Raw genomic sequence first — 25,310 nt, forward strand, 5'->3', positions numbered from 1 at the left:
CGTGGTCCTTCCCCTGTTCGCGCTGTCCGTCGTGCTGTGCGTCGCGCTCGCCGGGTGGGCGGCGTGGTTCGCGGTGCGCGACCGGGCCGTGATCCTGCGCCAGCTCTTCGGAGCCGGTGCCGTCGAGGCGGTCCTGGTCGTCCAGGCGGTGGTCGCGATCGCCCTCCAGGCCCGGGGCCACGCCGTCGACGGCGCCCTGTTCTGGGGATACCTGCTCACCGCGGCGCTCCTGCTGCCGCTGGCCGCCGTCTGGGCGTTCGCCGAGCGCACCCGGTGGTCGTCGGTGGTGCTCTGCGTCGCCTCGCTGACCGTGGCGTTCCTGCAGTGGCGCCTCTGGATCATCTGGGGAGGAAGCTGATGGGCGTGTCGCCTCGGGAACCCGTCGCCAGGGCGACCGGCCGCGGGTTCGGACGGCTGCTCGTGACGGTGTACGGCATCCTGGCGTTGGCCGCCCTCGGCCGGTCCTCGTACCAGGTCGCCACCAAGCTGGGCGAGGCCCCGGCGGCCTACCTGCTCTCGCTGCTCGCCGCGGTGGTCTACGTCGTGGCGACCCTGGCGCTCGCCCGGGGCGGGCGCGGGTGGTGGCGGACGGTCGCCTGGTGTGCCGTCGTCGTCGAGGCCACCGGTGTGCTCCTGGTCGGCACCGTGTCCCTGATCGCCCCGCAGCTCTTCGGCGAGCACACCGTCTGGTCGGCGTTCGGCCAGGGGTACGGCTATGTTCCCCTGGTGCTGCCCTTCGTCGGCCTGTGGTGGCTCTGGCACACTCGCCCTGGACGACAACGACCCGTGACCGCGCCGGACGAATCGACGGAGGCTCGATGACCCCGTACTCCCTGCTCTTCCACGGCCTCTTCCGGCGCATGGATCCGGAGCGTGCCCACGAGCTGGCGTTCCGCGCGATCGAGAGGGCCGGCCGCGTCCCCGTGCTGCGTGACGTGATCCAGGGAGCGCTGGCGCCCTACCTCGGGCGCGGGGCAGGCGGTCCGGGCAGTGTCGAGGTGCTGGGCCGGACCGTCCCGGCGCCCTTCGGCCTGGCCGGCGGCTTCGACAAGAACGCCCGGGCCGTCCGCGGGCTGACGATGCTCGGGTTCGGGTTCGTCGAGGTCGGCACCGTCACGCCTCGTCCGCAGCCGGGCAACGAGGCTCCGCGCATGTGGCGCGAGCTGGACCTGCGCGGGGTGCGCAACCGGATGGGCTTCAACAACGACGGCGCGCTGGAGATGGCGGAACGGTTGCGTCGGTTGCGGTCGACCGCAGCGGGGCGGGCCGCCGTCGTCGGCGTCAACATCGGCAAGAACAAGAGCACGCCGGCCGAGGACGCGGCCGCCGACTACGCGGCGTGCGCCCGGCTGCTGGCCGCGCACGCCGACTACCTGGTGGTCAACGTCTCCTCGCCGAACACGCCGGGGCTGCGCGACCTGCAGACCACGGCCGAGCTGCGGCCGATCCTGGCCGCCGCCCGGCAGGCGGCCGACGAGGCGACGGCCACGGCCGGGGTGCGGCGCACCCCGCTCCTCGTCAAGATCGCTCCGGACCTGGCGGACGCCGACGTGGACGCGGTCGCCGACCTCGCCGCCGAGCTGGGTCTCGACGGCGTGGTGGCCGTGAACACGACGATCGGCCACGACCGTGGCTCGGGCGGTCTGTCCGGGCCCACCCTGCTGCCCCGGGGGCTCGAGGTCGTGGCGCGCCTGCGGGAACGGCTCGGGCCGGACCCGGTGGTCATCGGTGTCGGTGGAGTGACGCACGCCGACGACGTCCGCGCCTACCTGCGGGCAGGGGCGGACCTGGTCCAGGGCTACACGTCGTTCGTCTACGAGGGGCCGCTGTGGCCCTCGCGCCTGAACCGTGCGCTGACCCGGTCGGCCGGTTCCGTGAGTGCGGGGCGGGTCGCGTGATCCGGCCACGGTGGGAATGGGCGCTCACGGACGTCGACGGACGGCCTCTGGAACCGTCGTCGAGCCCGGTGTTCACCGCCCAGTACGACGCCGAGCAGTGGCTCGGGGAGCACTGGCGGCGGCTCGCGGCGGCCGGGGCCGCCACGGCGACGCTGCTGCACGACGGCGCCCAGGCGACCCCCGCGATCGAGCTGCGCATCCCCTGAGCCGGGGCGACCGGAGAGTGCCCCACCGTCAGCCCACGATGCGGCGCCAGGCTCGCTCGAGCCGGTCCACCGCGTCCGTGAGCGTCTCGGGCGACCCGGTGTAGACGAGCCGCACGCGGTCCTGCGCGGACCCGTCCGGGGTGAACTGCGGGCCGGCACCGATCCGTAGACCCTCGGCGACGGCCGCGGCCGCGAGGGCCTGGCCGGCGGGCCGGCCGATCCCGGTCCAGAGGCAGAGCCCGCCGGCGGGGGAGGGGACGTCCCAGGCGGGGAACCGGTCGCGGACGAGCCCGACGAGGAGGTCGCGCCGCTCCCGCAGGCCCGCCACGCGTGCCGGCAGGATCGTGTCGCGACGGGCGAGCAGCTCCACGACCGTGAGCTGCTCGAGCACCGGGGTGGCGATGTCGAGCGCCTGGCGGGTCCGGGCCAGCCGCTGGACGAGCTGCGGGTCTGCGCGCACCCAGCCGATGCGGAGACCGCCCCAGAACGACTTGGAGGCGGACCCCACCGAGACGAGCCGGTTGTCGGTGCCGTCCCCGCAGAACGGCCCCGGCACGGTGCCGCCGTCGAGGTCGAGGTCGGTGAGCGTCTCGTCGCCCACGACGGTCACGCCGTAGCGGTCGGTCAGGTGCGCCACCGTCTCGCGCTCCTCGGCGGTGAGCGTCCGTCCCGTGGGGTTGTGGAAGTCGGGCACGAGGTAGGCCAGGCGCGCACGGGTGCGATGGACGGCGGAGGCCAGCGACTCGACGTCGCCCACGGGCACGCCGACGCACCGGGCGCCTGCCCGCTGCAGCGCCTCGATGGCGTGGTAGTAGGTGGGGGACTCGACCACCACCGGCTCGGTGCGACCGACCAGCGTCGTCGCGAGCAGCGCGATGGCCTGCTGCCCGCCCGTGGTCACCAGCACCTGGTCGGGGCTGGTGGGCACGCCCCGGTCGGTGTAACGCTGCGCGACGGCCTCGCGCAGGACGTCGAGGCCCAGGTGGGAGTAGCCACCAGTACCGAGGTAGGCGGGGAGCGTCTCGAGGGCGCGCTCGTAGGCGCCGTGCAGGGCGTCCGGGGCCGACGGCGTGGCCTGGGACATCTCGATCGGTCCGGACGGGTCCGACAGCGGCGGGAGCGGCCCGTCGCCGGCGGGCGCCTGGGGGCGCACCGGGAGGCCGGCGGAACGGGGCAGGACCGCGACGGTGCCGGAGCCGACCTGGCTCGTGGCGAAGCCGAGCTCGCGCAGGCGGTCGTAGGCGGCCGACGTCGTCGTCCGGGAGAGGCCGAGCACGCGGGCCAGCTCACGTTCGCTGGGCAGCCTGGTCAGCGGTGCCAGCGCTCCCGACAGGACGGCCGCGCGCAGCGCGTCGGCCAGGGCGAGGTAGGCCGGTCCGGACGCGTGCCAGGCGCCGAGCAGCCGCGACGCGGCGGCGGCGGACAAGTGGCGGACCGCCGTGGTGGGCGGCGCGGACAGGCTCATGGATCCACTCTTGCTCGATTGGCCATGGAATGCAAAGCCAATGTCGCCGATGGTGGGGGGTATGACTGCTCCGACGACTCCTCGTACGACCGCCGGCGTGCCGGCACCGGCCGCGACCCGAACTGGCTTCACCCCCGCCCGGCGAGGCGTCCAGCTCGTCGTCGGGCTGCTCGTCTTCACGTTCTCGATGGCGATGCTCCTGCACGCCGGACAGGGCGGCATGCCCTGGGACGTGCTCCACCAGGGGGTCGTGCGCACCACCGGATGGTCGTTCGGCGTGACCGTCGCCCTGACGTCGTTGCTGGTCCTCGCCGCGTGGGTCCCCCTGCGGCAGCGCCCGGGGATCGGGACCGTCGCGAACGTGGTGATCATCTCCGTCGCCATCGAGCCCAGCCTGCGGCTGCTCGACGTGCTGCTGCCCGACCCGGGGACCGTGGGCCGGGTCGCGCTCGCCCTCGGCGGGATCGTGCTCAACGGCGTGGCCACCGCCGCCTACGTCGGGGCGCGCCTGGGCCCCGGCCCTCGCGACGGGCTCATGACCGGGCTCGTGGCGCGCACCGGTTGGTCCGTGCGCGCGATCAAGACCGGTATCGAGGCGACGGTCGTCGCCGTCGGCTGGCTGCTCGGCGGGACGCTCGGCTGGGCCACCGTCGCCTTCGCGCTCGGTGTGGGCGTCGTGGTGCAGGCCGCCGCGCGGTGGCGCTGGCTGGTCCCCGACGGGCTCAGCGGTCCCCGGCCCGCACGCACGTCGCCGCGCGTGCCCCGTCCTGCCGCACCGCCTGTGCCGACGGCGCCGCCGTCCGACGGACCGGACGGGAAGGGCGAGCGTTCCGCCCGCGAGGAGCGGGTGCGTCGCCGTGCGCGGGAGATCGCCCGCGCGTTGGACTCCTTCGGCGAGCACGGCCGTACCCTCTGAGGCCCGCGACGACCGCGAGCGTCTCTGTCCGTCAGGAATCAGACGTCGATTCCGGACGACCAGAGACGCTCGCGGGACCGGCGTCGTCAGGCGACGCGTGTCGTCGGCATCCCCTCGAGGGTCTTGCCGGCGTCGCGCTCGACCACGTCACCCAGGACGTCGTCGATCCGCGCCATGAGCTCGGCCGGGATCTCGACGCCGGACGCCTTGACGTTCTCCGCGACCTGCTCGGGTCGGGAGGCGCCGACGAGCGCGGCGGCCACGTTGTCGTTCTGGAGCACCCACGCGACGGCGAGCTGCGCCATCGACAGGTCGAGCTCGTCGGCCACGGGCTTGAGGCCCTGGACGCGCTCGAGGACGTCGTCGCGCATGAACCGCTGGATCATCTTCGCGCCGCCCTTCTCGTCGGTGGCGCGCGACCCGGCCGGCAGCTCCTTGCCCGGCACGTACTTGCCGGAGAGGACACCCTGCGCCATCGGCGACCAGACGATCTGGGACAGGCCGTTCTCCTGCGAGGCGGGAACGACCTCGTCCTCGATGACCCGCCACAGCATCGAGTACTGCGGCTGTGAGGAGATGAGCTGGAAGCCGAGCTCCTTCGCCAGCTCGGCACCCGCGCGGATCTGGTCGGCGGTCCACTCCGAGACGCCGATGTAGAGCGCCTTGCCCTGCCGGACGATGTCGGCGAAGGCCTGCATCGTCTCCTCGAGCGGCGTCTCGACGTCGTACCGGTGCGCCTGGTAGAGGTCGACGTAGTCCGTGCCGAGGCGCTGCAGGGAGCCGTTGATCGACTCCATGACGTGCTTGCGGGACAGCCCGGTGTCGTTGGGGCCGCCGGGCCCCGTGGGCCAGTAGACCTTGGTGAAGATCTCGAGCGACTCGCGGCGCTGGCCCTTCAGCGCCTCCCCGAGGACGGACTCCGCCTTGGTGTTCGCGTAGACGTCCGCGGTGTCGAACGAGGTGATCCCTGCGTCGAGGGCGGCGTGCACGCACTGGGTGGCGACGTCGTTCTCGACCTGGGAGCCGTGGGTGAGCCAGTTGCCGTAGGTGATCTCGGTGATCTTGAGACCGCTGTTGCCGAGGTACCGGTAGTTGACCATGCCGTCACCCTATGCCGCCGGTCGCATCGATTCGACCCCGGGCGCCGGATCGTCCGACACCGGCCGCACTCGCCAGCTACTGCGGCCAGACGCCGTGCTTCTTGTGCATCGGCTTCGGCAGGCGCGAGCGGCGGAGCTGGAAGGCTCGCATGACGGCGTACATCATCGTCCCGCGCGGCACGTCGTACGTCTTCGTCCCGTCGGCGCCCGCGGTGCCGAACTTGTCGCGCAGCTTGCGCTTGAGGCGCTGCCACATGATCACGGCGTCGATCAGGGTGATGAACACGACCGCGTACAGGGCGAGGAGCACCAACGCACCCAGCGTCGGGTTCTGCATCACCAGCAGGTTGAGGAAGATGAACGCGAAGGCGACCGGCAGGAAGAACTCTCCGAGGTTCCAGCGGGCGTCGACGTAGTCGCGGACGTATCGACGGACCGGTCCCTTGTCGCGGACCGGCATGAACCGCTCGTCGCCCGTCTGCATCGCCTTGTACTCGCGGGTGCGCTCCTCGCGCGCCTTCTCCTTGCTCGCCTTGCGCGCCGCCCGGCGGTCGTTCGGGACCAGGGGGCGCTGGTTCTTCGCCGCAGCCTCACGCCGCTTGGGCGTCGGCCGGCCCTTGCCGGCCGGCGTGATCGCCGGGTCGGCGACGGAGGGGCTGTCGGACGAGCCGGTGGCAGCGGAGTCGGCGGTGTCAGGCTTGCGGAAGATCACGCCACCAGGGTAGTCGAGCGCGGGGCCGTGCGGTGACGCCCCGGTAGCGTGGAGGGGTGAACCACACCGAGACGGACGTGGCCGCCCTGCGCGCCCACGTCGACGAGCTGTTCCCTGCCGTCCAGGCGGACCTCGAGGCGCTGGTCAGGATCCCGAGCGTCTCCGCGGCGGCCTTCGACCAGGCCCACGTCGCGGCCAGCGCGGGCGCCGTGGCCGACCTGCTGCGCGGAGTCGGGCTTCCCGACGTCCGCGTGCTGAGGTCCGACCGGCCCGACGGCACGGCGGGCGCCCCTGCCGTCGTCGCCCGTCGTCCGGCACGGCCGGGCGAGCCGACCGTCCTGCTCTACGCGCACCATGACGTCCAGCCGCCGGGGGACGCCGCCGCCTGGGAGACCGCACCGTTCGAGCCGACGCAGGTCGGCGACCGGTTGTTCGGTCGCGGCGCGGCCGACGACAAGGCCGGTCTGATGGCCCACGTCGGAGCCCTGCGCGCCCTGGAGGCGGCGGGCGACGACCTCGGCGTGGGCGTGACCGTGTTCGTCGAGGGGGAGGAGGAGTCGGGGTCACCCAGCTTCGCCCGGTTCCTCGCGGACCATCACGAGCTGCTCGCCGCCGACGTGATCGTCGTGGCGGACTCCACGAACTGGAAGGTCGGCGTGCCGGCCCTGACGACGTCCCTGCGCGGGCTGGTCGACGGCGTCGTCTCGGTCGAGGTGCTGGAGCACGCCGTGCACTCCGGGATGTTCGGCGGTCCGGTCCTGGACGCGAACATCCTCCTCGCGCGGCTCGTCGCGACCCTGCACGACGACGCCGGCGACGTGGCGGTCGCCGGGCTCACCGGCGCCGGCGAACCGGAGGTCGACTACGCGGAGGCCGACTTCCGCGGCGACGCCTCGGTGCTCGACGGCGTCGAGCTGGCCGGGACCGGCACGATCGCCGGACGGCTCTGGACCAAGCCGGCGATCGCCGTCATCGGGATCGACGCGACCTCGGTGGCCCAGGCCTCGAACACCCTCGCCCCGCGCTCCGCGGCCAAGATCTCGGTCCGGATCCCGCCGGGCCTCGAGCCGAAGGAGGCGGAGGAGGCGCTGCGGGCCCACCTCGAGTCGCACGCCCCGTTCGGTGCGCGGGTCGCGTGGACCCCTGGTGAGCAGGGCAAGGCGTTCGGCGCGCCGGCGGACTCCGCGGCGATGCGGGCCGCGCGCAGCGCGTTCTCCGCGGCGTGGGGGACCGCACCGGTGGACATCGGCGTCGGTGGGTCGATCCCCTTCATCGCCGACCTCCTCGAGGCGTTCCCCGAGGCCGCCGTGCTCGTCACCGGCGTGGAGGACCCGGACTCGCGCGCCCACGGCGCCAACGAGTCGGTGCACCTGGGTGAGCTGCGCACGGTCGTGCTCGCCGAGGCGCTGCTGCTGCGCCGGCTCGCGCACGTCGGCTGACCTGGTGCCCCAGTTCGGCAGTTCGCGTCGTGTTCGGCAGTTCAAGTTGCCGAACACGACAGGAAATGCCGAACACAGCGGGCCATCGGTAGCTGTCAGGCCCGGTCGGCCTCGCGGTGCGCGACATCGACCGACCGGGCCCAGGCGGCGACGTCGTCGGGCAGGGCGGGGCCCTGCACCTCGCCCTGCCCCCCGAGCAGCGCGACCACGTCCGCCGGGGCGACGCGCGATCCGTCCTTGCCGAGGAACCGGCCGGCGACCCAGCCGCGCGCCGCGAAGGTGCCGGCCCGCGTGAAGACCTGCTCGATGTAGACCACGCGGGCGTCCCAGCCGAGGACGCGCGTGGTGATGGTGACCTTCTCGAACAGCTGCAGCGACCGCTTGTAGGTCATCGTCGACGCCGCCACCACCGGGTACCAGCCCTGGGACCGGAGCAGCGAGAACCCGCCGAGGTCGGCGATGAGGTTCGACCGCGCCACGTCCATCATCTGCAGGTACGAGCCGTTGTTGACGTGGACGTACATGTCGAGGTCACCCGGGTGCACCCGCAGCACCGTGGTCGACGCGTCGAGCAGGCCCCGTCCGACGACGGGCCGGCGGGGGAGCAGGGAGGCCTTGGCCAGGTGCAGCATCCGGGTCATGGGCGCCACAATATATCGGCGACGCGCGGTATCAGGTATCGGTCGCCACGGTGGTGCCGTCGCCGCGGACGCCGTCACCTCGGGGCGTCGTACTGCAGCACGTGGCGGACTACAGCGGCCGCCGTGCCTGACTCCAGCCGGGTCACCAGGTGCAGGGCCATGTCGATCCCGGCCGACACTCCTGCGGAGGTGACGACGTCTCCGTCGTCGACGAACCGGGCCTCGGAGTCGACCACCGTGCTCGGGTCGAGGCGCGCGAGGTCGTCGTAGTGGTCGTGGTGCGTGGTGACCGGCCGGCCGGCGAGCAGTCCCGCGGCGGCCAGCACCAGCGCCCCCGTGCAGACGCTGGCCACGATCGGGGTCTGCGCCCGCACGGCACGCAGCCACTCCAGGTGCGCGGAGTCCTCCAGCAGGCTGCGCGTGCCCCAGCCGCCGGGGTGGACGAGCAGGTGCAGGGGACCGACGTCGTCCGCCGAGCGGTGCGGGAGCATCCGCAGGCCCCCGGCCAGCCGCACCCCGTCGCCCGTCCAGGAGAACGTGCTCACGTGCGGTCTGAGCTCCGAGCAGCCCGACCAGGCGGTGAAGACCTCGAACGGCCCTACGACGTCCAGCTCGTCGGCCTCGTCGAACACGAAGATGCCGACGTGCAGCCCCCCGTCGGTGCTCATCGCACGGTCATCGCCCTTCTGTCAGGTCGGTCAGACCCCTGGCAGCGCCAGCATCTGGTCGAGGGCCACCTGGGCCCAGTGCGCGTCCTCGGCGTCCACGACGATGCGGTTGACCACGCGGCCCTCGACGAGCGACTCCATCGCCCAGACGAGGTGCGGCAGGTCGATGCGGTTCATCGTCGAGCAGAAGCACACCGTCGAGTCCAGGTAGTGCACCTGCTTGTCCGGGTGCGCGGCGGCGACCCGCCGCACGAGGTTGAGCTCGGTGCCGATCGCCCACGACGACCCCGGCTCGGCGTTCTCGAGCGCCTTGATGATGTACTCCGTCGAGCCCACCATGTCGGCGGCGTTGACGACCTCGTGCTTGCACTCCGGGTGCACCAGCACGGTGACGTCCGGCACCGCGGCCCGGATGTCGGTGACGTTGCGCTCGGAGAACCGTCCGTGGACCGAGCAGTGGCCGCGCCACAGGATCATGCGGGCGTCGCGCAGCTCGGCCTCGGTGAGGCCGCCGCCGGGCTTGCGGGGGTCGAACACGACGCAGTCGTCCAGGCTCATGCCCAGCTGGAGCACCGCGGTGTTGCGGCCGAGGTGCTGGTCCGGCATGAACAGCACCTTCCCGGTGCCGTCGACGCCCCCGACCTTGTCGAAGGCCCAGCGCAGCGCCACCTGCGCGTTCGACGACGTGCACACCGTGCCCCCGTGCCGCCCCGTGAACGCCTTGATGGCGGCCGTCGAGTTCATGTAGGTCACGGGGATCGTGTCGGCCGCGACGCCGGCGTCCTCCAGGACGGCCCACGTCTCCTCGACCTGCGAGATCTCCGCCATGTCCGCCATCGAGCAGCCGGCCGCCATGTCGGGCAGCACGACCTGCTGGGCGTCGGAGGTCAGGATGTCGGCGGACTCGGCCATGAAGTGCACGCCGCAGAAGATGACGAACTCGGCCTCGGGCCGCGCCGCGGCCTCGCGGGCGAGCTTGAACGAGTCGCCGGTGACGTCCGCGAAGTCGATGACCTCGTCGCGCTGGTAGTGGTGGCCCAGCACGAAGGCGCGGCTCCCGAGGGCCTCGCGCGCGGCTCGTGCCCGTTCGACCAGGTCCGGGTCCGACGGCGACGGGAGCGCGCCCGTGCACTCGACACCGCGCTCGGACGCGAGGTCGCGGCCCTGCCCGAGCAGGAGCAGGGGTGACGGTGCCGGCTCGACGAAGGTGGACGTCTCGTTCAGCAGAGTGCTCACGCGCTCATCTTCCCACGACGCCGGGATGTGCCACGATCGGGTCCGTGCACGCGCTCATCGTCGCCGCGTCCGGCGCCCCTTCCCACGGTCCTGCGGTCCCGGCCGACGACGGCCGCGCCGACACCCGCTCGGGCGCCGCGGCGGCCGTCGCGGCCGCGTGGTCGCAGGCGGCGCCGCGCTGCACCACCGAGCCGCTGGTCGTCCCCGCCGCCGAACCCGCACCACCCGCCCCACCCGACGGCCCCGGTCCGTCGACGGGTGTGTTCGTCCCCACGACGTCGCTCGGGCTCGCCAGCGTCGGGCCCCCTGCCCCCGCGCCGCAGGTGGCCCTGCTGATGGAACGTGCCGCCGACGCGGACCTCGTCGTCGTGCACGTCCGGGTGCTGGACGGGGCAGCGCTGCACGACGGGCCCGTGGCAGACGCGGCCCGGGCCGCATCGCCCCACGCGGTCCCCGTCGTCGTGCTCGCCGGGCGCTCGCAGGTGACCCGGCGCGAGCTGGCGGCCGCCGGCGTCGCCGGGGTGCACGAGGTGGGCGATCCGTGGCAGGCGGGTGCGGTGGCGCGGGCTGCCCGCACCTGGGCCCCGGAGTGGGGCCGGCTGTGACGTGAGTCATCGACCCGCCACGATTCCGGCGTAGGATCGGGAACAGCCGCACCGGCCAACCTGTTGGAGGAAGCATGACCGACACCACCGAGATCGCCACCCACGGCGTCGAGCTCTCCGAGGTCGCCGCGAACAAGGTCCGCAACCTCCTCGAGCAGGAGGGGCGCGACGACCTGCGCCTGCGCGTCGCCGTCCAGCCCGGCGGCTGCTCCGGCCTGATCTACCAGCTCTACTTCGACGAGCGCCTGCTCGACGGGGACGCCCTGCGTGACTACGACGGCGTCGAGGTCGTCGTGGACCGCATGAGCGTCCCGTACCTCGACGGCGCGAAGATCGACTTCGCCGACACCATCGAGAAGCAGGGCTTCACGATCGACAACCCGAACGCCGGCGAGTCCTGCGCCTGCGGCGGTTCCTTCGGCTGAGCCGAAGGTGCAGCGCAGGGTGGGGGCCGAGGAACGAGGTACCCGCCCGTAGCGGAACCGCAGGGTCAGCCGATATGGCGTCGGCTGAGCCGAGCGCTCCCGAGCAGTCAGTCCCCGAGGAACGAGGTACCCGCCCGTAGCGGAACCGCAGGGTCAGCCGATATGGCGTCGGCTGAGCCGAGCGCTCCCGAGCAGTCAGTCCCCGAGGCGGACGGTCAGTGCCCACCAGGGCCGGCCGTCCGCCTCGTGCGTGCGGGCCCCGACGTACGTGTGCCCCCGCAGCCGTGCCCAGGCGGGGACGTCGTGCTCGGCGGCGGGGTCGGTGGCGAGCACCGTCACCTCGGTGCCGGTCGGCAGACCCTGGGCGCGGGCGGCGAGCCGGATCACCGGCAGCGGGCACCGGAGCCCGCGGGCGTCCACGACGTGACCCTCCTCGGCGCTCACAGGCCCTGCACCCCCAGCATGTCGCGGACGCGCGCCACGGCGCCCGGGAGCACGTCGAGGAACCGCTCCACGTCGGCGGCGTCCGTGGACCGGTCCAGCGCGATCCGCACGTTGCCGTGGGTGAGCACGCCCATGGCCGCGAGGACGTGGGACGGCTCCAGCGTGCTCGCCGTGCAGGCCGAGCCCGAACCGACGGCGAACCCGGCGCGGTCGAGCTCGGAGACGAGCGCCTCACCGTCGACGTAGAGGAACGAGAACGTCGCCACGTGCGGCAGCCGGTCGGACGGGTCTCCCACGACCTCCACGTCGGGGATCTTCGCGACCCGGGCGCGGATCTGGTCGACGAGGGCGCGTCGCCGGCCGTCGGCCTCGGCGCGGTCGGCCACGACGGACTGGAGCGCCACGGCGGCCGCGAAGGCGGCCGGCACGCTGATGCCGCCCGGTGCCCACGGCTCGGGGTCCTCCGGCCCGTCGGCGACGGTGCGGGTCCGGTGCCGGACCGCGGCGATGCCGATGCCCGCGGGGCCGCCCCAGTCGGCCGGGTCGGCGGTGAGGACGTCCCAGGCGGGGCCGACGACGGCGTGGCCGAGGCTCGCTCCCGCGTCGACGACGAGCGGCACGCCCGCCGCCCGGGCGGCCTCGTGCACCGCCTCGACCGGCTGGGTGGTGCCGACCTCACCGTTGGCGTGCTGTAGCGCGGCGAGCGCGACGCCGTCGTGCCGCAGCGCCTCGACGAACGCGTCGGCGTCCGCCCGCCCGTACCCGTCGACCGCGACGATCACCCGCCGTCCCGCCGGACCGGCGGAGTGCTCGGCGGCGTGCAGCACGGCGGCCCGCTCGACGGCGCCGACCACGACGTCGTGGCCGTGCCGCCGTCGGGCCCGGGCGACCTGCGCCACCGCGGAGTGCAGCGAAGCGGTGTGCGAGGGCGTGAAGCGGACCTCCTCCGTCCGGGCGCCGAGCACGTCGGCGACGGCCTCCCGGGCGCCGTCCAGCAGCGCGGCGGCGCGACGACCCTCGGTGTGCAGGCGGCGCGGGTCCGCCCAGCCGTCGTCGAGGGCCTGGAGGAACGCCTGGCGAGCCAGCGGGTGCCAGGGTGCCCGACCGCCGTTGTCCAGGTGGGACCGCCCGTCGGTGGGGGTGGGGTGTGTCACACGGAGCCCTTCGGTGCGGTGCTGGGACGGTGCGCGGAGCGCACGTCCATGATGCCGTGGCGCCGACCGGGGCCGCCAGCGACGCGATGATCTGACACGCCTCGGAACCATGTCGCGAACAGCCGGGATGGCGACACGGAGCCCGCTTGTCGTCACGTAGGAACGGGGCGCTTCTGGCGTCGAAAGCGTGAAGGTCGCGCTAGGCTGCTCCCATCGAGGACGAAGGTCCTACCCGTGCGCCCTGAGCGAGGGCGCGGCGGTCGGACGAGACGTGAAAGGCCTCCCTTGCACCCGAAGAGCCCCACTCGCACCCGGCGGGCCCTGGCGTTGCGTGCGACCGCCGTCGCGGTCGCCGTCGTGGCGCTTGCCTCCGGCTGCGCCGACGATGCCGCCCAGCGCGGATACCTTCCCGGATACAGCGACGGGGAGGTGACCAACCAGACCGGGCGCATGACCGACCTGTGGGTCGGCTCCTGGGTCGCCGCGCTCGCCGTCGGCGTCATCACGTGGGGGCTGATGCTGTGGTGCGTCGCCGCCTACCGCAAGCGCCGCGACGACCACCGCCTGCCTGTGCAGACGCGCTACCACATGCCGCTCGAGATCATGTACACGATCGTGCCGACGCTCATGGTCCTCGTGCTGTTCTTCTACACGAACCGGGACATGACCGCGGTCCTCGACACCACGTCCGAGGAACCGGACGTCAACATCCAGGTCATCGGCAAGCAGTGGAGCTGGGACTTCAACTACCTCGACGAGGGTGTCTACGAGTCGGGCCAGCAACTGCTCGACCCCGGGGCGCAGACCGCCGAGGACGAGGTCGACGGCGAGCCCGGCACCTCCCAGAACCTGCCGACCCTGTACCTCCCCGTCGGTGAGCGCGTCGAGTTCACCGTCGACTCGCGCGACGTCATCCACTCCTTCTGGATCCCCGCGTTCCTGTTCAAGATGGACATGATCCCCGGGCGGACGAACACGTTCCAGGTCGTCCCCGAGCGGGAGGGCACCTACGCCGGCAAGTGCGCCGAGCTGTGCGGCGAGTTCCACTCCGGGATGCTCTTCAACGTCAAGGTCGTCGACCGCGCCGAGTACGACGCCCAGATGGCGGAGCTCGAGGCCAAGGGGCAGACCGGCGAGCTCGGCCTGGACCTCAACCGCCAGCAGCACGGTGAGTTCACCAGCGAAGAAACCATTCCGGAGGTCGAGGGCTGATGGCCACCACCGAGACCGCGTACGGAGCCGAGGTCGTTCCCGGCCTCCGTTCCGAGCGGCAGACCCTGGGCCGAACGGTGGTCAAGTGGATCACCTCCACCGACCACAAGACCATCGGCTACATGTACCTGATCACGTCGTTCTTCTGGTTCGCCGTGGGCGGGATCCTGGCGCTGCTCATCCGCGCCGAGCTCTTCATGCCCGGCATCCAGATCGTGCAGAGCAAGGAGCAGTACAACCAGCTCTTCACGATGCACGGCACGATCATGCTGCTGCTCTTCGCGACACCGCTCTTCGCCGGCTTCGCGAACGTCATCATGCCGCTGCAGATCGGTGCGCCGGACGTGGCGTTCCCGCGGCTGAACATGTTCGCGTACTGGCTGTTCCTCTTCGGCGGGCTCATCGCCGCGGCCGGCTTCTTCACCCCGCAGGGTGCGGCGTCGTTCGGATGGTTCGCCTACGCGCCGTTGTCCAACACCACGTTCAGTCCGGGGTTGGGAGGAGATCTCTGGGTCTTCGGCCTGGCGCTGGCCGGGTTCGGGACCATCCTCGGTGGCGTCAACTTCATCACGACGATCATCTGCATGCGCGCGCCCGGCATGACGATGTTCCGGATGCCGATCTTCACCTGGAACACGCTGGTCACGAGCCTGCTCGTGCTCATGGCGTTCCCGCCGCTGGCGTCGGCGCTCTTCGCGCTGGGTGCCGACCGCCGTTTCAACGCGCAGGTCTTCAACCCGGACAACGGGGGAGCGGTGCTGTGGCAGCACCTGTTCTGGTTCTTCGGGCACCCTGAGGTGTACATCATCGCGCTGCCGTTCTTCGGCATCGTCTCGGAGATCTTCCCGGTCTTCAGCCGCAAGCCGATCTTCGGCTACAAGGGCCTCATCTACGCCACGATCGCGATCGCGGCCCTGTCGGTCACCGTGTGGGCGCACCACATGTACGTCACCGGCGCCGTGCTGCTGCCGTTCTTCGCCTTCATGACGATGCTCATCGCGGTCCCGACCGGTGTGAAGTTCTTCAACTGGATCGGCACGATGTGGCGCGGGAAGCTGACGTTCGAGACACCGATGCTCTGGTCCATCGGGTTCCTCGTGACCTTCCTCTTCGGCGGCCTGACCGGCATCATCCTGTCGAGCCCCGCGCTGGACTTCCACCTCTCGGACTCCTACTTCGTGGTGGCGCACTTCCACTACGTCGTCTTCGGCACCGTGGTGTTCGCGATGTTCGCCGGTTTCTACTTCTGGTGGCCCAAGTTCACCGGGAGGATGCTCAACGAGCGGCTCGGCAAGATCCACTTCTGGATCCTGTTCATCGGCTTCCACATGACCTTCCTGGTGCAGCACTGGCTGGGTGTGGAGGGTATGGCACGTCGCTACGCCGACTACATGCCGGACGAGGGCTTCACGTGGGAGAATCAGCTCTCGACCGTCGGCGCGTTCATCCTCGCCGCCTCCACGCTCCCGTTCCTGTGGAACGTCTACTCGACCTGGCGTAACGCTCCCCGGGTCCAGGTCGACGACCCGTGGGGCTACGGCCGCTCGCTCGAGTGGGCGACGTCGTGCCCGCCGCCCCGGCACAACTTCACGTCGCTGCCCCGGATCCGTTCCGAGTCGCCGGCCTTCGACCTGCACCACCCGGAGGTCGCCGCCATGGAGGACCCCCACGTCAACCAGGACGGCCTGGAGCAGGTCTACGGCGGTGCTGACCGCCGCGGCCAGGCGGAGCTCGTCGAGGAACGACAGATCAACGACTACCCCGAGAAGCATCAGTCGCCGACGGCGGTCGACGGACCCGAGGACGAGGAGACGACCAAGTGAAGATCGAGATCCGGCTCTTCGTCTGGCTGGCGCCGTTCTTCGTGGTCGTCGGTGTCCTCTACGGCTTCTTCGGTGGCTGGACCGAGCCCGTCGGCTATCTGGGCATCCCGCTCGTCGGTGGCCTGATGGCGATGATCGGTGCCTACCTGGCGCTGCAGGCCCGCCACATCGACCCGCGTCCGGAGGACGACGAACAGGGCGAGATCGACCAGGGCGCCGGCGACCAGGGCGTCTACGCCCCCTGGTCCTGGTGGCCGCTCGTGCTCGGCGCCGGTGCCGCGGTGGCGTTCCTCGGACTGGCCGTGGGCTGGTGGGTCTTCTACATCAGCCTCATCGTCGGCCTGGTCGGCCTGGTCGGCTGGGTGTTCGAGTTCAGCCGCGGGCAGCACGCCCACTGATCCGCCCGGCGCACGAAGAGGCCCGGTCCCACGCAGAGCGTGGGACCGGGCCTCTTCATCGTTGCCGGACCTGTCGGACCTGCCGGCGGCCTCAGCGAGGTGTCACGCGGTGAGGAGTCCGGTGGTCTGGGTGCGGGCGCGGGCGCGGTCGAGGCGGGCGGCGACGTCGCGCCAGTTGGCGATGTTCCAGAACGCCTTGACGTAGTCGGCCTTGACGTTGAGGTAGTCGAGGTAGAAGGCGTGCTCCCACATGTCGAGCATGAGCAGCGGGACGATGCCGACCGGGACGTTGGCCTGCTGGTCGAAGAGCTGGAAGATCAGCAGCTTCTGACCGAGGGAGTCCCAGCCGAGCACGGCCCATCCGGAGCCCTGGATGCCGGTCGCGGTGGCGGCGAAGTGGGCCTGGAAGGCGGCGAAGGAGCCGAACTGGTCCTTGATGGCCTCGGCCAGCTCGCCCTCGGGCTCGCCGCCGCCCTCGGGCGAGAGGTTGTGCCAGAAGATCGTGTGGTTGGTGTGCCCGCCGAGGTGGAACGCGAGGTTCTTCTCGTGGAGGTTCACCGTGGCGTGGTCGCCGGACTCGCGGGCCTCGGCCAGCTTCTCCAGCGCCGTGTTCGCCCCCGCCACGTAGGCGGCGTGGTGCTTGTCGTGGTGGAGCTCCATGATCTTGCCGCTGATGTGCGGCTCGAGCGCGCTGTAGTCGTAGGGCAGGTCAGGCAGCGTGTAGACAGCCATGCTCAAGTACCTTCCGTCAGGTCGGGCACCACAGGGGTGCCGAGTGGTCGGCGCCGAACCGGTGGAGAATCCACCGGCGCAGCAGAACCAAGAGACCCGCGCACCCTCCCGTCGTCACGGCGGGGGATACGCGGGTCCCTGTGATCTATCTGCTCAGGAGACTCAGTGCTCCCGATCGGCGTTCTCGGCCCCCGAGACGAGCTCGGGGGAGTGGGGGGCGGCTTCGACCTCGTCGTGCTCACCGTGCGCGTGCGCGGCGGCGATCTCGGCCGGCGTCACCGGCTCGACGCGGTCCTCGTAGAAGAACTTCGACAGCTTCTGCCACCGCTTGTCCTTCTTGTAGCCGGGACGCTTCACACCGCGGGCGTCCGTGGCCGGCTCGATCTCGAGGGGCCGGTGAGCGTCGTAGTTGACGCGCAGCCAGCGCTCCTGGTCGTCCAGCGGGCGGTGCACCTCGATGTACTCACCGTTGGCGAAGCGGACGATACGGCCCGTCTCGTGGCCGTGCAGCACCAGCTCACGGTCCTTGCGTTGCAGACCCAGGCAGATGCGCTTCGTGACCCAGAACGCGAACACCGGACCGGCGAAGAACAGGATCCGGAACGCCCAGGTGATCTGGTTGATCGACATCCCGAAGTGCGTGGCGATGAGGTCGTTCGACCCGGCGAGCGCCAGGATGATGAACGCCGTCAGGAAGGCCACGCCCAGGCCGGTGCGGACCGGGACGTTGCGCGGACGGTCCAGGACGTGGTGCTCGCGCTTGTCGCCGGTCACACGGGCCTCGACGAACGGGTACACGAAGAGGAAAGTGAACAGCAGGCCCGGGATCACGACCGCAGGGATCAGCACGTTCAGCGAGAGCGTGTATCCGAAGATGACCCACTCGGTGCCCCACCCCGGCATGAGCCGGAGCGAGCCCTCGAGGAAGAGCATGTACCAGTCGGGCTGGGCGCCCGCCCCGACGGGGGAGGGGTCGTAGGGCCCGTAGTTCCAGACGTTGTTGATGCTCATCGTCGCGCCCATGAGGGCGAGGATGCCGAAGACGATGAAGAAGTTGCCGCCCATCTTGGCGACGTACACCGGGAACAGCGGGTAGCCGACGACGTTCTTGTCCGTGCGGCCGCCACCCGGGTATTGGGTGTGCTTGTGCAGCACCATGAGGAACAGGTGCAGACCGATGAGCGCGAGGATCAGCGCCGGCACGAGCAGGATGTGCACGGTGAAGAGTCGCGGGATGATGTGCTCGCCCGGGAACTCGCCGCCGAAGAGGAAGTACGACGTGTACGAACCGATCACCGGGATCGACTTCACCACGCCGTCGGTGATGCGCAGACCGTTGCCGGAGAGCACATCGTCGGGCAGCGAGTAGCCGGAGAACCCGGCGGCGAGGCCGAGGATCATCAGCACGGTGCCGACGAGCCAGTTGATCTCGCGCGGCTTGCGGAACGCGCCGGTGAAGAACACGCGCATCATGTGCACCACGATGGAGGCCATGAAGACCAGCGCCGCCCAGTGGTGGATCTGCCGCATGAGCAGACCGCCGCGGACCTCGAACGACAGGTCCAGCGTCGAGGCGAACGCCACCGACATGAGCTGACCCTGCATCGCTTCGGGACCGGCGCCGTGGTACTCGACGAGCGCCATCGACGGATCGAAGAACATCGTCAGGAAGACGCCGGTCAGCAGCAGCACGACGAACGAGAAGAGCGCCATCTCGCCGAGCATGAAGGACCAGTGGTCCGGGAAGACCTTGCGCGCGAACTCCTTGACCGCGGAGCCGACGCTCGTGCGCTGGTCGAGGTAGTCGGCGGCCTTGCCGGCCGGTGTGGCCGGCGTCTCGGTCGCGGAGGAGGGGCTGGTGTCGGTACTCACTTCAGACGCTCCCAGTAGCTCGGGCCGACGGGCTCGACGAAGTCGTGCTGCGCCATGAGGTAGCCCTCGTCATCGACCGTGATCGGAAGTTGCGGCAGTGGCCGGTTCGCGGGACCGAAGACGACCTTCGCGCCGTCGGCCATGTCGAACGTCGACTGGTGGCACGGGCAGAGCAGGTGGTGAGTCTGCTGCTCGTACAGAGCCACGGGGCATCCCACGTGGGTGCAGATCTTCGAGTAGGCGACGATCCCGTCGTAGCTCCAGGTCTCGCCCTCGGGGGACTGGTCGGAGCGGAGGTCCTCGGGGTTCAGCCGGACGAGGAGCACGACGGCCTTGGCCTTCTCCGTGATCCACTCGTGCGACTGCATCTCCTCCTGCGAGGCTTCCGGGATGACGTGCGCCACGGAGCCGACCGTCAGGTCGGCAGCCTTGATGAGGCGACCGGAGGGGTCGTAGGCGAGCCGCTTGTTGCGGTCCCAGATCGTGTGGCGGAACTTCGACACGTCCCAGTCGCCGCCGACGCTCGAGATCAGCGGGACGGCGAAGGTCAGCGGGAACAGCGCCAGTGCGGAGACCGCGGCGCCCTTGAGGACACCACGACGGGCGATGCCGGAGTCCTCCACGCCGTCGGCGAGGTGCTGGACGGCGACCGCACGCACCTCGGGCGAGCTGGCCAGGTCGTGGCGCTCGTCCACGTGCTCGTGGTCGCTCATGAGCGACTTCGCCCAGTGGATCGCGGCGATGCCGATGCCCAGCAGGGAGATCGCCATCGTGACGCCCAGGAGAACGGTCGACAAGCGCGTGCCCTCGGTGGTCCCGTCCGGGCGCACCGCGAAGTAGGACACGACGCTGGCGATCGCGCCGAGGCAGGAGATCCCGAAGATCAGCGCGATGATGCGCTCGTTGCGCTTGGTCGCGTGAGGGTTCGTGTCCGTCAGACGCTGCTTGTGCGCCGGGACGCCCGGGTCCTCGAAACGGTCGGGGGCGGTCGCGGAGGCGCTCGTGACCTCCTGCCCGGTGTTGGGGTTCTGGTTCTCGCTCACGAGGACTTCGCTCCGATCCACACAGCTGCACCGATCATCAGGCCGAGACCGACGACCCACGCCCACAGGCCCTCGCTGACGGGACCGAGGGATCCCAGCGTCAGGCCGCCGGCGGAACCGTCGCGCTGCTCGACGAGGTAGGCGATGATGTCGCGCTTCTCCTCGGGCTCGATGTTGGCGTCGTTGAAGACCGGCATCGACTGCGGACCGGTCAGCATGGCCTGGTAGAGGTTCCGCTCCGAGACGTCGTCCAGGGGCGGTGCCCACTTGCCCTCGGAGAGCGCACCACCGGCACCGACGGCGTTGTGGCACATCGCGCAGTTGGTGCGGAACAGCAGGGCGCCGTTCGAGGAGTCGCCGAGCGACGCGTCCACCTGCTCGTCCGTGGGGATGGCCGGACCGGCACCGAGCGAGGCGACGTAGGCCGCGAGGTCCGCGGTCTGCTCCGGGTTCATCTGCGGCGGCTTCGCGGCGGCCTGGGGCCCGCTCATCTGCATGGGCATGCGCCCGGTCGAGACCTGGAAGTCGACCGCGGCGGCTCCGACGCCCACGAGGGACGGTGCCTCGGAGGTGCCCTCGGCGTTCGGGCCGTGGCAGGTGGCGCAGTTGGCCTGGAAGAGCCGCTGGCCCTCCTCCACGTCGGTCGCTGTGCTGGCTGTCTCGGCGGTGGCCGGAGTGGGCGCCAGGACGGCGTACAAGCCGCCCGTGACCAGCAGCGCCAGCAGCAGCAGCACGACCGGAGCGGCCCGGTGGTGCCGGCGGGCGGCGAGTGCCTTCACGAAAATGTCCTCGTCTCGCAGGTGGATGGTGCAGGGTCGGGAGGGGCGGCGTCCGTGCCGCCCGATGACTACTTCAGGACGTAGATCACCAGGAACAGGGCGATCCACACCACGTCGACGAAGTGCCAGTAGTAGGACACGACGAGACCGGTGGTGACCTCGTGGTGGGTGAAGCGCTTGGCGCGGAAGGACCGGCCCAGCAGGAACAGGAAGGCGATGAGGCCACCGACCACGTGCAGGCCGTGGAAGCCGGTCGCCAGGTAGAAGACCGAGCCGTAGGCGCTCGAGGAGATGGTCAGCCCCTCGTGGACGAGCTCCGCGTACTCGAAGATCTGCCCGGAGACGAAAATCGCGCCCATGATGTAGGTCAGCGTCATCCACTCGTTCATGCCCCAGCGACCCACCTGGAGCAGCGAGCCCGTGCGCGCGGGCTGGAACCGTTCGGCGGCCAGCACACCTGCCTGGCAGGTGATCGACGAGGCGACGAGGATGCACGTGTTGACCAACGGGAAGATCAGGGACACGTGCGACGCCTGGGCGTCCCACTCCGCCTCGGGCATGACCGAGCGCACGGTGAAGTACATGGCGAACAGGCCGGCGAAGAACATGAGCTCGCTGGCCAGCCACACGATCGTCCCGACCGAGACAGGGTTCGGTCGGTTGACGGTCACGTGCTGATGGGCGTGGGGGGCAGCAGCCGTTGCAGTCGACACATCAGCCATTATGGCTGACGTGAGGCGGGTTCGAGGACCCGAGGGGGTCGGATCGTGGAGATCAGGTTCACCGAATCTGCAGAATCGTGCCGTCGAGGCGCCGGTTGATGACGGATCGCTGCAGACCGCCACGAAAAGACCACCGCTCGTCGGTGACCGAGGTGACGCACCTGTGCCACGATGCCATCAAACGTCTGCGAAGGGATGCTCGATGACGACAGGCCCCCGTGTCCTCCTGTACAGCGACGACGCCACCGTGCGCGACCAGGTGCGCCTCGCCGTCGGTCCCCGGCTCCACGCCGGGGCGCCCGACATCGCCTGGACGGAGGTCGCGACGGCGCAGCAGCTCGTCCCGACCGCCGAGAGTCGCCGGTTCGACCTGATCGTCCTCGACGGCGAGGCGGACAAGGCCGGTGGGATGGGCCTGTGCCGCCAGCTCAAGAACGAGGTCTACGACTGCCCGCCCGTCGTCGTCCTCACCGGACGGCCGCAGGACGCGTGGCTGGCATCATGGTCGCTCGCGGACTCCGTGGTGCCGCGCCCGCTCGACGCCCTCGTGGTGCAGCGGGCCGTCGCGGAGACGTTGTCGCAGGCTGCGTGAGCCGGCGCCACCGACCGCGACCGTGCCGACCCGTCTCGCTGGAGTGAGTGCCGTGACCCTGAGTGCCCCGACCGAACGCACGTGGCCCGGAGTGCTCTCCGCGCTGATCTCCGGTGCGGACCTGACGGTCGAGGAGACCGCCTGGGCCATGGATCAGGTGATGTCCGGGGAGGTGCCGGCTCCCCTGCTCGCCGGCTTCCTCGTCGGGCTGCGGGCCAAGGGCGAGACAGCGGCAGAGCTGACCGGGCTCGCGGACGCCATGCTGGCGCACGCCGTCCGGATCGAGGTCGCCGGGCCCACGCTCGACCTCGTCGGCACGGGCGGCGACCGGCACCACACCGTCAACATCTCCACGATGGCGGCCGTCGTGGTGGCGGGGGCCGGCGTGCGGGTCGTCAAGCACGGCAACCGCGCCGCGTCGTCGTCGTCGGGCTCCGCGGACGTCCTCGAGGCGCTGGGCGTGCGCCTGGACCAGCCTGCCGAGCGGGTGGCCGAGATCGCCCACGAGGTCGGGATCACGTTCTGCTTCGCCGGGATGTTCCACCCGTCGATGCGTCATGCCGCCACGGCCCGCCGCGACCTGGGCGTCGCGACGGCGTTCAACTTCCTGGGCCCGTTGACGAACCCCGCGCAGCCGGGGGCCACGGCGGTCGGCTGTGCCGATGCCCGGATGGCCCCGCTGATGGCCGGCGTGTTCGCCTCCCGCGGCACGTCGGCCCTCGTGTTCCGCGGTGACGACGGCCTGGACGAGCTGGCCGCCACCGGCGGCACGACGGTGTGGGAGGTGCGCGACGGCGAGGTCGTCGAGCAGCGTCTCGACGCCGCGGCGGACCTCGGCCTGGATCGCCTCCGCATCGACGACCTGCGCGGCGCGGACGCCGTGCACAACGCCCAGGTCGCCCGGGAGGTCTTCACTGGCACCGACCAGGGGCCGGTGCGTCAGACCGTGCTGCTCAACGCGGCGGCGGCGCTCGTCGCGGACGGCACGCTGCCCGGCACCGCGGAGGGGACGCTCGTCGAGCGGATCGGGCACGGGCTCGGGCACGCCGCGCGGAGCATCGACGACGGCGGGACGGCCGACGTCGTGGAGCGGTGGGTGGCGGCGACCCAGGCCTGACGGGCGCGGGCGCCCTGTGAGACGCAGTCTCGCGAAGGGTGTGGTCAGTCGTCGAGGCCGAGCGCGAAGGCCTGCTCCAGGTCGACGTTCGAGTAGGCCCGGAAGGCGATGAGCGTCTCGGTGCGCAGCACGCCGGCGACCTTGCTGATGCCGTCGGCGATGACGGCCGAGAGCTCGTCGTGCTCCGCGACCCGCACCATCGCCACCAGGTCCGCCTTGCCGGTGACGGAGTAGACCTCGCTCACGCCCCGCAGGTTCGTGACCTGCGTGGCGACCTCGGGGATCTGGTCCGGCACGGTGTCGATGAGGACGATCGCGGTCAGCATGCCGCCATCGTATCCGGGCCGCGCAGCGCCAGCGCGACCGATGCCGAGACGTCCTCGAGGTCGGCGTGGGCGACCGCGGAGCGGACCGGGCACGTCCACGGGTCCGAGGCGTGCACCAGCCGGACCTCGGGCTGGTCGAGCCAGTCCAGGACGAGCGCCGCCTCCTCGGGGTGGCAGGCCGGTGCGGGCGGTGGCGGAGGCTCGACCACCTCGGCCGTGGCCCGCAGCGCGTCGACCACGGGCAGCGGGTCCTGGTGCGGTCCGGTCACGGCGGTGCCGGCGAAGCGGGCGTACCGCACGACGATCAGCTCCCAGCCGCCGGCCGCCGTCGGCCGGGCGGCGACGAGCTCGGCGCACCGGCTCAACGGGTCGAGCCGCTGCGAGCGGGCGGCGGCACGCACGAAGGTCCGCAGCCGGTGCGTGACCTGCCCGGCCTCCTCGAAGCGTTCCTGACCGGCCAGCCGAGCCACCCGCTCGGCGAGCGCCCGGACGACGGCGCCCGGGTCGCCGGTCAGCGCGGCCCGGGCCGCCTCGACGACGGCCGCGTAGTCCGTGTCGGGCCCCGTCGTCGCGGTGCAGGGTGCCGAGCAGCGCCCCAGCCCCGCCAGGGCGCAGGGGCTGCGCGGCGCGCGGGCGACCGCGGGCAGCCGTTGCGTGCACTGCCGCAGGCCGATCGCGTCGTGCACGGCCTCGACGGCGGCGGCCGCCGCACGGCGCGAGGTGAACGGTCCGATGTGCGGCACGTCCCCGCGCACCTCCGGGACGACGGACAGCCGGGGGTAGGCCTCGTCCGTCAGCCGCACCCACGACTGCCGCTCGGGGTGCTTCGAGCGCCGGTTGTACCGCGGTGCGTGCTCGGCGATGAGCCGCAGCTCGCGGACCTGCGCCTCCAGCGGCGTCGCGCAGACGACGGGGGTGACGGCGTGCGCGATGCGGACCATCTCCGTGATCCGCCGGCGCTTCTCGGCGGCGGTGAAGTAGGACCGCACCCGCTGGCGGATGTTGGTCGACGTGCCGACGTACAGGACCTCGTCGTCCGGGCCGCGGAAGAGGTAGACCCCCGGTGCGGTGGGCAGCCCGTCAGCCAGGGTCGCCTTGCGGCGCACGTCCGCCGGCACAGGGTCGGCGGCGGTGGCGAGGTCCTCGAGGTGCGTCACGCCGAGCGGCGCCAGCCGTTCGAGCAGCGCGTGCAGCACGTCGACGGTGGCACGGGCGTCGGCGAGCGCCCGGTGGTCGGGCGAGGTGCGGGCGTGGAAGAGCCGGGCCAGTGTGGACAGCTTGTGGTTGGGGGCCTCGTCGCGCGAGACGACCCGCCGGGCCAGCGGCAGCGTGTCGACGACGGCGAACCCGGGCCAGGTGTAGCCCAGGTCGGCGCACGCCGCGCGCAGGAAGCCGACGTCGAACGGCGCGTTGTGGGCGACCAGCACGCACCCGTGGGCGAACTCGAGGAAGCCCGGCAGCACCAGGTCGATGTCGGGTGCGGTCGAGACCATCGCCGTGGTGATGCCGGTGAGCCGCGCGACGAAGGCCGGGACCGGCCGGCCGGGATTCACCAGCGACTGGAACTCGCCGACCACCTCGCCGCCGCGGACCTTGACGGCACCGATCTCGGTGATGCCGGCGTTGTTCGCCCGGCTGCCGGTGGTCTCGAGGTCCACGACGACGAAGGTGACGTCCTGGAGCGGCGTCCCCAGGTCCGCGAACGACGGCTGTACCGCCGTCGTCGCGGCCTGGGGTGGTGGTGCGATCGACATGGCGGGGACCGTAGCCCCCGCCACCGACAGG

General features: G+C 71.5%; 28 protein-coding genes. 13 read left to right on the forward strand and 15 right to left on the reverse strand.

The features are described 5' to 3' along the window. Window position 1 precedes the first annotated feature (1 nt). From AC3RJ8_RS07210 to AC3RJ8_RS07225, 4 genes are read left to right on the forward strand one after another with little or no spacing between them, the layout of a single operon-like run. Window positions 2–358: a hypothetical protein gene (locus AC3RJ8_RS07210; protein ID WP_489715224.1), complete on the forward strand. Its 357-nt coding sequence runs from the start codon at window positions 2–4 to the stop codon at window positions 356–358. Further along, window positions 358–822, forward strand: coding sequence for a hypothetical protein (locus AC3RJ8_RS07215; RefSeq protein ID WP_489715225.1), 465 nt, complete (start codon window positions 358–360; stop codon window positions 820–822). The genes AC3RJ8_RS07210 and AC3RJ8_RS07215 overlap by 1 nt, the downstream gene beginning before the upstream one ends. Then, window positions 819–1,898, forward strand: coding sequence for a quinone-dependent dihydroorotate dehydrogenase (locus AC3RJ8_RS07220; protein WP_489715226.1), 1,080 nt, complete (start codon window positions 819–821; stop codon window positions 1,896–1,898). The genes AC3RJ8_RS07215 and AC3RJ8_RS07220 overlap by 4 nt, the downstream gene beginning before the upstream one ends. Next, the gene (locus tag AC3RJ8_RS07225; protein WP_489715227.1) at window positions 1,895–2,104 is read left to right on the forward strand and encodes a hypothetical protein; all 210 of its coding nucleotides are present in this window, start codon (window positions 1,895–1,897) and stop codon (window positions 2,102–2,104) included. Before AC3RJ8_RS07220 ends, AC3RJ8_RS07225 begins: the two co-directional genes overlap by 4 nt. A 28-nt stretch (window positions 2,105–2,132) precedes the next feature. On the opposite strand, the gene yczR is transcribed toward AC3RJ8_RS07225, so the two are convergent. Then, entirely contained in the window at window positions 2,133–3,569 is a 1,437-nt protein-coding gene (gene yczR / locus AC3RJ8_RS07230) for a MocR-like transcription factor YczR (protein WP_489715228.1), read from the reverse strand. Between the two features lie 61 nt (window positions 3,570–3,630). Here yczR and yczE point away from each other — a divergent pair, with 61 nt between their 5' ends. After that, window positions 3,631–4,485: a membrane protein YczE gene (yczE, locus tag AC3RJ8_RS07235; protein ID WP_489715229.1), complete on the forward strand. Its 855-nt coding sequence runs from the start codon at window positions 3,631–3,633 to the stop codon at window positions 4,483–4,485. A gap of 86 nt (window positions 4,486–4,571) precedes the next feature. Here the strand turns inward: yczE and AC3RJ8_RS07240 are convergent, their stop codons facing one another. After that, on the reverse strand, window positions 4,572–5,585 hold the full coding sequence (locus AC3RJ8_RS07240; RefSeq protein WP_489715230.1) for an aldo/keto reductase family protein: 1,014 nt from the start codon (window positions 5,583–5,585) through the stop codon (window positions 4,572–4,574). Window positions 5,586–5,661: 76 nt separating this feature from the next. Next, the gene (locus AC3RJ8_RS07245; RefSeq protein ID WP_489715231.1) at window positions 5,662–6,297 is read right to left on the reverse strand and encodes a DUF3043 domain-containing protein; all 636 of its coding nucleotides are present in this window, start codon (window positions 6,295–6,297) and stop codon (window positions 5,662–5,664) included. 56 nt (window positions 6,298–6,353) lie between these two features. Here AC3RJ8_RS07245 and AC3RJ8_RS07250 point away from each other — a divergent pair, with 56 nt between their 5' ends. After that, window positions 6,354–7,736: a dipeptidase gene (locus AC3RJ8_RS07250; protein WP_489715232.1), complete on the forward strand. Its 1,383-nt coding sequence runs from the start codon at window positions 6,354–6,356 to the stop codon at window positions 7,734–7,736. A 95-nt stretch (window positions 7,737–7,831) separates the two neighbouring features. Here the strand turns inward: AC3RJ8_RS07250 and AC3RJ8_RS07255 are convergent, their stop codons facing one another. From AC3RJ8_RS07255 to nadA, 3 genes are all read right to left on the reverse strand, one after another. Continuing rightward, entirely contained in the window at window positions 7,832–8,377 is a 546-nt protein-coding gene (locus tag AC3RJ8_RS07255) for an acyl-CoA thioesterase (protein ID WP_489715233.1), read from the reverse strand. Between the two features lie 74 nt (window positions 8,378–8,451). Then, a complete protein-coding gene (locus AC3RJ8_RS07260; protein WP_489715234.1) occupies window positions 8,452–9,045 on the reverse strand; it encodes a DJ-1/PfpI family protein in 594 nt (197 codons plus the stop codon). A 30-nt stretch (window positions 9,046–9,075) separates the two neighbouring features. After that, on the reverse strand, window positions 9,076–10,281 hold the full coding sequence (gene nadA, locus AC3RJ8_RS07265) for a quinolinate synthase NadA (protein ID WP_489715235.1): 1,206 nt from the start codon (window positions 10,279–10,281) through the stop codon (window positions 9,076–9,078). Between the two features lie 44 nt (window positions 10,282–10,325). Between nadA and AC3RJ8_RS07270 the strand changes: the two genes are divergently transcribed. Both AC3RJ8_RS07270 and AC3RJ8_RS07275 read left to right on the forward strand, forming a co-directional pair. Then, window positions 10,326–10,886 carry a hypothetical protein gene (locus tag AC3RJ8_RS07270; RefSeq protein WP_489715236.1) on the forward strand — a complete coding sequence of 187 codons (561 nt, stop codon included), beginning with the start codon at window positions 10,326–10,328 and terminating at the stop codon, window positions 10,884–10,886. 74 nt (window positions 10,887–10,960) lie between these two features. Then, a complete protein-coding gene (locus tag AC3RJ8_RS07275; protein WP_407317534.1) occupies window positions 10,961–11,311 on the forward strand; it encodes a HesB/IscA family protein in 351 nt (116 codons plus the stop codon). A gap of 195 nt (window positions 11,312–11,506) precedes the next feature. Here the strand turns inward: AC3RJ8_RS07275 and AC3RJ8_RS07280 are convergent, their stop codons facing one another. Continuing rightward, window positions 11,507–11,755, reverse strand: a complete 249-nt coding sequence (locus AC3RJ8_RS07280) for a sulfurtransferase TusA family protein (RefSeq protein ID WP_489715237.1) — start codon at window positions 11,753–11,755, stop codon at window positions 11,507–11,509. Next, window positions 11,752–12,909, reverse strand: a complete 1,158-nt coding sequence (locus AC3RJ8_RS07285; RefSeq protein ID WP_489715238.1) for a cysteine desulfurase family protein — start codon at window positions 12,907–12,909, stop codon at window positions 11,752–11,754. The genes AC3RJ8_RS07280 and AC3RJ8_RS07285 overlap by 4 nt, the downstream gene beginning before the upstream one ends. Window positions 12,910–13,194: 285 nt before the next feature. Here AC3RJ8_RS07285 and ctaC point away from each other — a divergent pair, with 285 nt between their 5' ends. The 3 genes from ctaC to AC3RJ8_RS07300 are packed head-to-tail and all read left to right on the forward strand — an operon-like array spanning window position 13,195 to window position 16,342. Beyond that, window positions 13,195–14,121: an aa3-type cytochrome oxidase subunit II gene (gene ctaC, locus AC3RJ8_RS07290; protein ID WP_407317538.1), complete on the forward strand. Its 927-nt coding sequence runs from the start codon at window positions 13,195–13,197 to the stop codon at window positions 14,119–14,121. Next, window positions 14,121–15,944 (forward strand): aa3-type cytochrome oxidase subunit I, encoded by a 1,824-nt coding sequence (gene ctaD / locus AC3RJ8_RS07295; RefSeq protein ID WP_489715239.1) that lies wholly within the window; start codon window positions 14,121–14,123, stop codon window positions 15,942–15,944. The genes ctaC and ctaD overlap by 1 nt, the downstream gene beginning before the upstream one ends. Continuing rightward, window positions 15,941–16,342, forward strand: a complete 402-nt coding sequence (locus tag AC3RJ8_RS07300; RefSeq protein ID WP_489715240.1) for a cytochrome c oxidase subunit 4 — start codon at window positions 15,941–15,943, stop codon at window positions 16,340–16,342. The genes ctaD and AC3RJ8_RS07300 overlap by 4 nt, the downstream gene beginning before the upstream one ends. A 102-nt stretch (window positions 16,343–16,444) precedes the next feature. Here the strand turns inward: AC3RJ8_RS07300 and AC3RJ8_RS07305 are convergent, their stop codons facing one another. The 5 genes from AC3RJ8_RS07305 to ctaE form a co-directional block, all read right to left on the reverse strand. Further along, window positions 16,445–17,074 (reverse strand): superoxide dismutase, encoded by a 630-nt coding sequence (locus AC3RJ8_RS07305; protein WP_489715241.1) that lies wholly within the window; start codon window positions 17,072–17,074, stop codon window positions 16,445–16,447. 162 nt (window positions 17,075–17,236) lie between these two features. Further along, a complete protein-coding gene (gene qcrB, locus AC3RJ8_RS07310; protein ID WP_489715242.1) occupies window positions 17,237–18,946 on the reverse strand; it encodes a cytochrome bc1 complex cytochrome b subunit in 1,710 nt (569 codons plus the stop codon). After that, window positions 18,943–19,989 (reverse strand): cytochrome bc1 complex Rieske iron-sulfur subunit, encoded by a 1,047-nt coding sequence (qcrA, locus tag AC3RJ8_RS07315; RefSeq protein ID WP_407317544.1) that lies wholly within the window; start codon window positions 19,987–19,989, stop codon window positions 18,943–18,945. Before qcrA ends, qcrB begins: the two co-directional genes overlap by 4 nt. Continuing rightward, a complete protein-coding gene (gene qcrC / locus AC3RJ8_RS07320) occupies window positions 19,986–20,768 on the reverse strand; it encodes a cytochrome bc1 complex diheme cytochrome c subunit (RefSeq protein WP_489715243.1) in 783 nt (260 codons plus the stop codon). Before qcrC ends, qcrA begins: the two co-directional genes overlap by 4 nt. Window positions 20,769–20,836: 68 nt before the next feature. After that, window positions 20,837–21,490 carry an aa3-type cytochrome oxidase subunit III gene (ctaE, locus tag AC3RJ8_RS07325; RefSeq protein WP_407317546.1) on the reverse strand — a complete coding sequence of 218 codons (654 nt, stop codon included), beginning with the start codon at window positions 21,488–21,490 and terminating at the stop codon, window positions 20,837–20,839. 202 nt (window positions 21,491–21,692) lie between these two features. Here ctaE and AC3RJ8_RS07330 point away from each other — a divergent pair, with 202 nt between their 5' ends. Together AC3RJ8_RS07330 and trpD are read left to right on the forward strand one after the other, a co-directional pair. Further along, window positions 21,693–22,082 (forward strand): response regulator, encoded by a 390-nt coding sequence (locus AC3RJ8_RS07330; RefSeq protein WP_489715244.1) that lies wholly within the window; start codon window positions 21,693–21,695, stop codon window positions 22,080–22,082. Window positions 22,083–22,134: 52 nt separating this feature from the next. Then, window positions 22,135–23,199 carry an anthranilate phosphoribosyltransferase gene (gene trpD, locus AC3RJ8_RS07335; protein ID WP_489715245.1) on the forward strand — a complete coding sequence of 355 codons (1,065 nt, stop codon included), beginning with the start codon at window positions 22,135–22,137 and terminating at the stop codon, window positions 23,197–23,199. Window positions 23,200–23,243: 44 nt separating this feature from the next. Here the strand turns inward: trpD and AC3RJ8_RS07340 are convergent, their stop codons facing one another. Next, complete coding sequence (locus AC3RJ8_RS07340) at window positions 23,244–23,525, reverse strand: Lrp/AsnC family transcriptional regulator (protein ID WP_407317549.1); 282 nt, start codon at window positions 23,523–23,525, stop codon at window positions 23,244–23,246. Further along, entirely contained in the window at window positions 23,519–25,279 is a 1,761-nt protein-coding gene (locus AC3RJ8_RS07345; RefSeq protein ID WP_489715246.1) for a DEDD exonuclease domain-containing protein, read from the reverse strand. Before AC3RJ8_RS07345 ends, AC3RJ8_RS07340 begins: the two co-directional genes overlap by 7 nt. Between the last annotated feature and the right edge of the window lie 31 nt (window positions 25,280–25,310).

It is taken from the genome of Isoptericola sp. MSGPD8_1_ISO-PGPR-S23-394 (assembly GCF_058072785.1).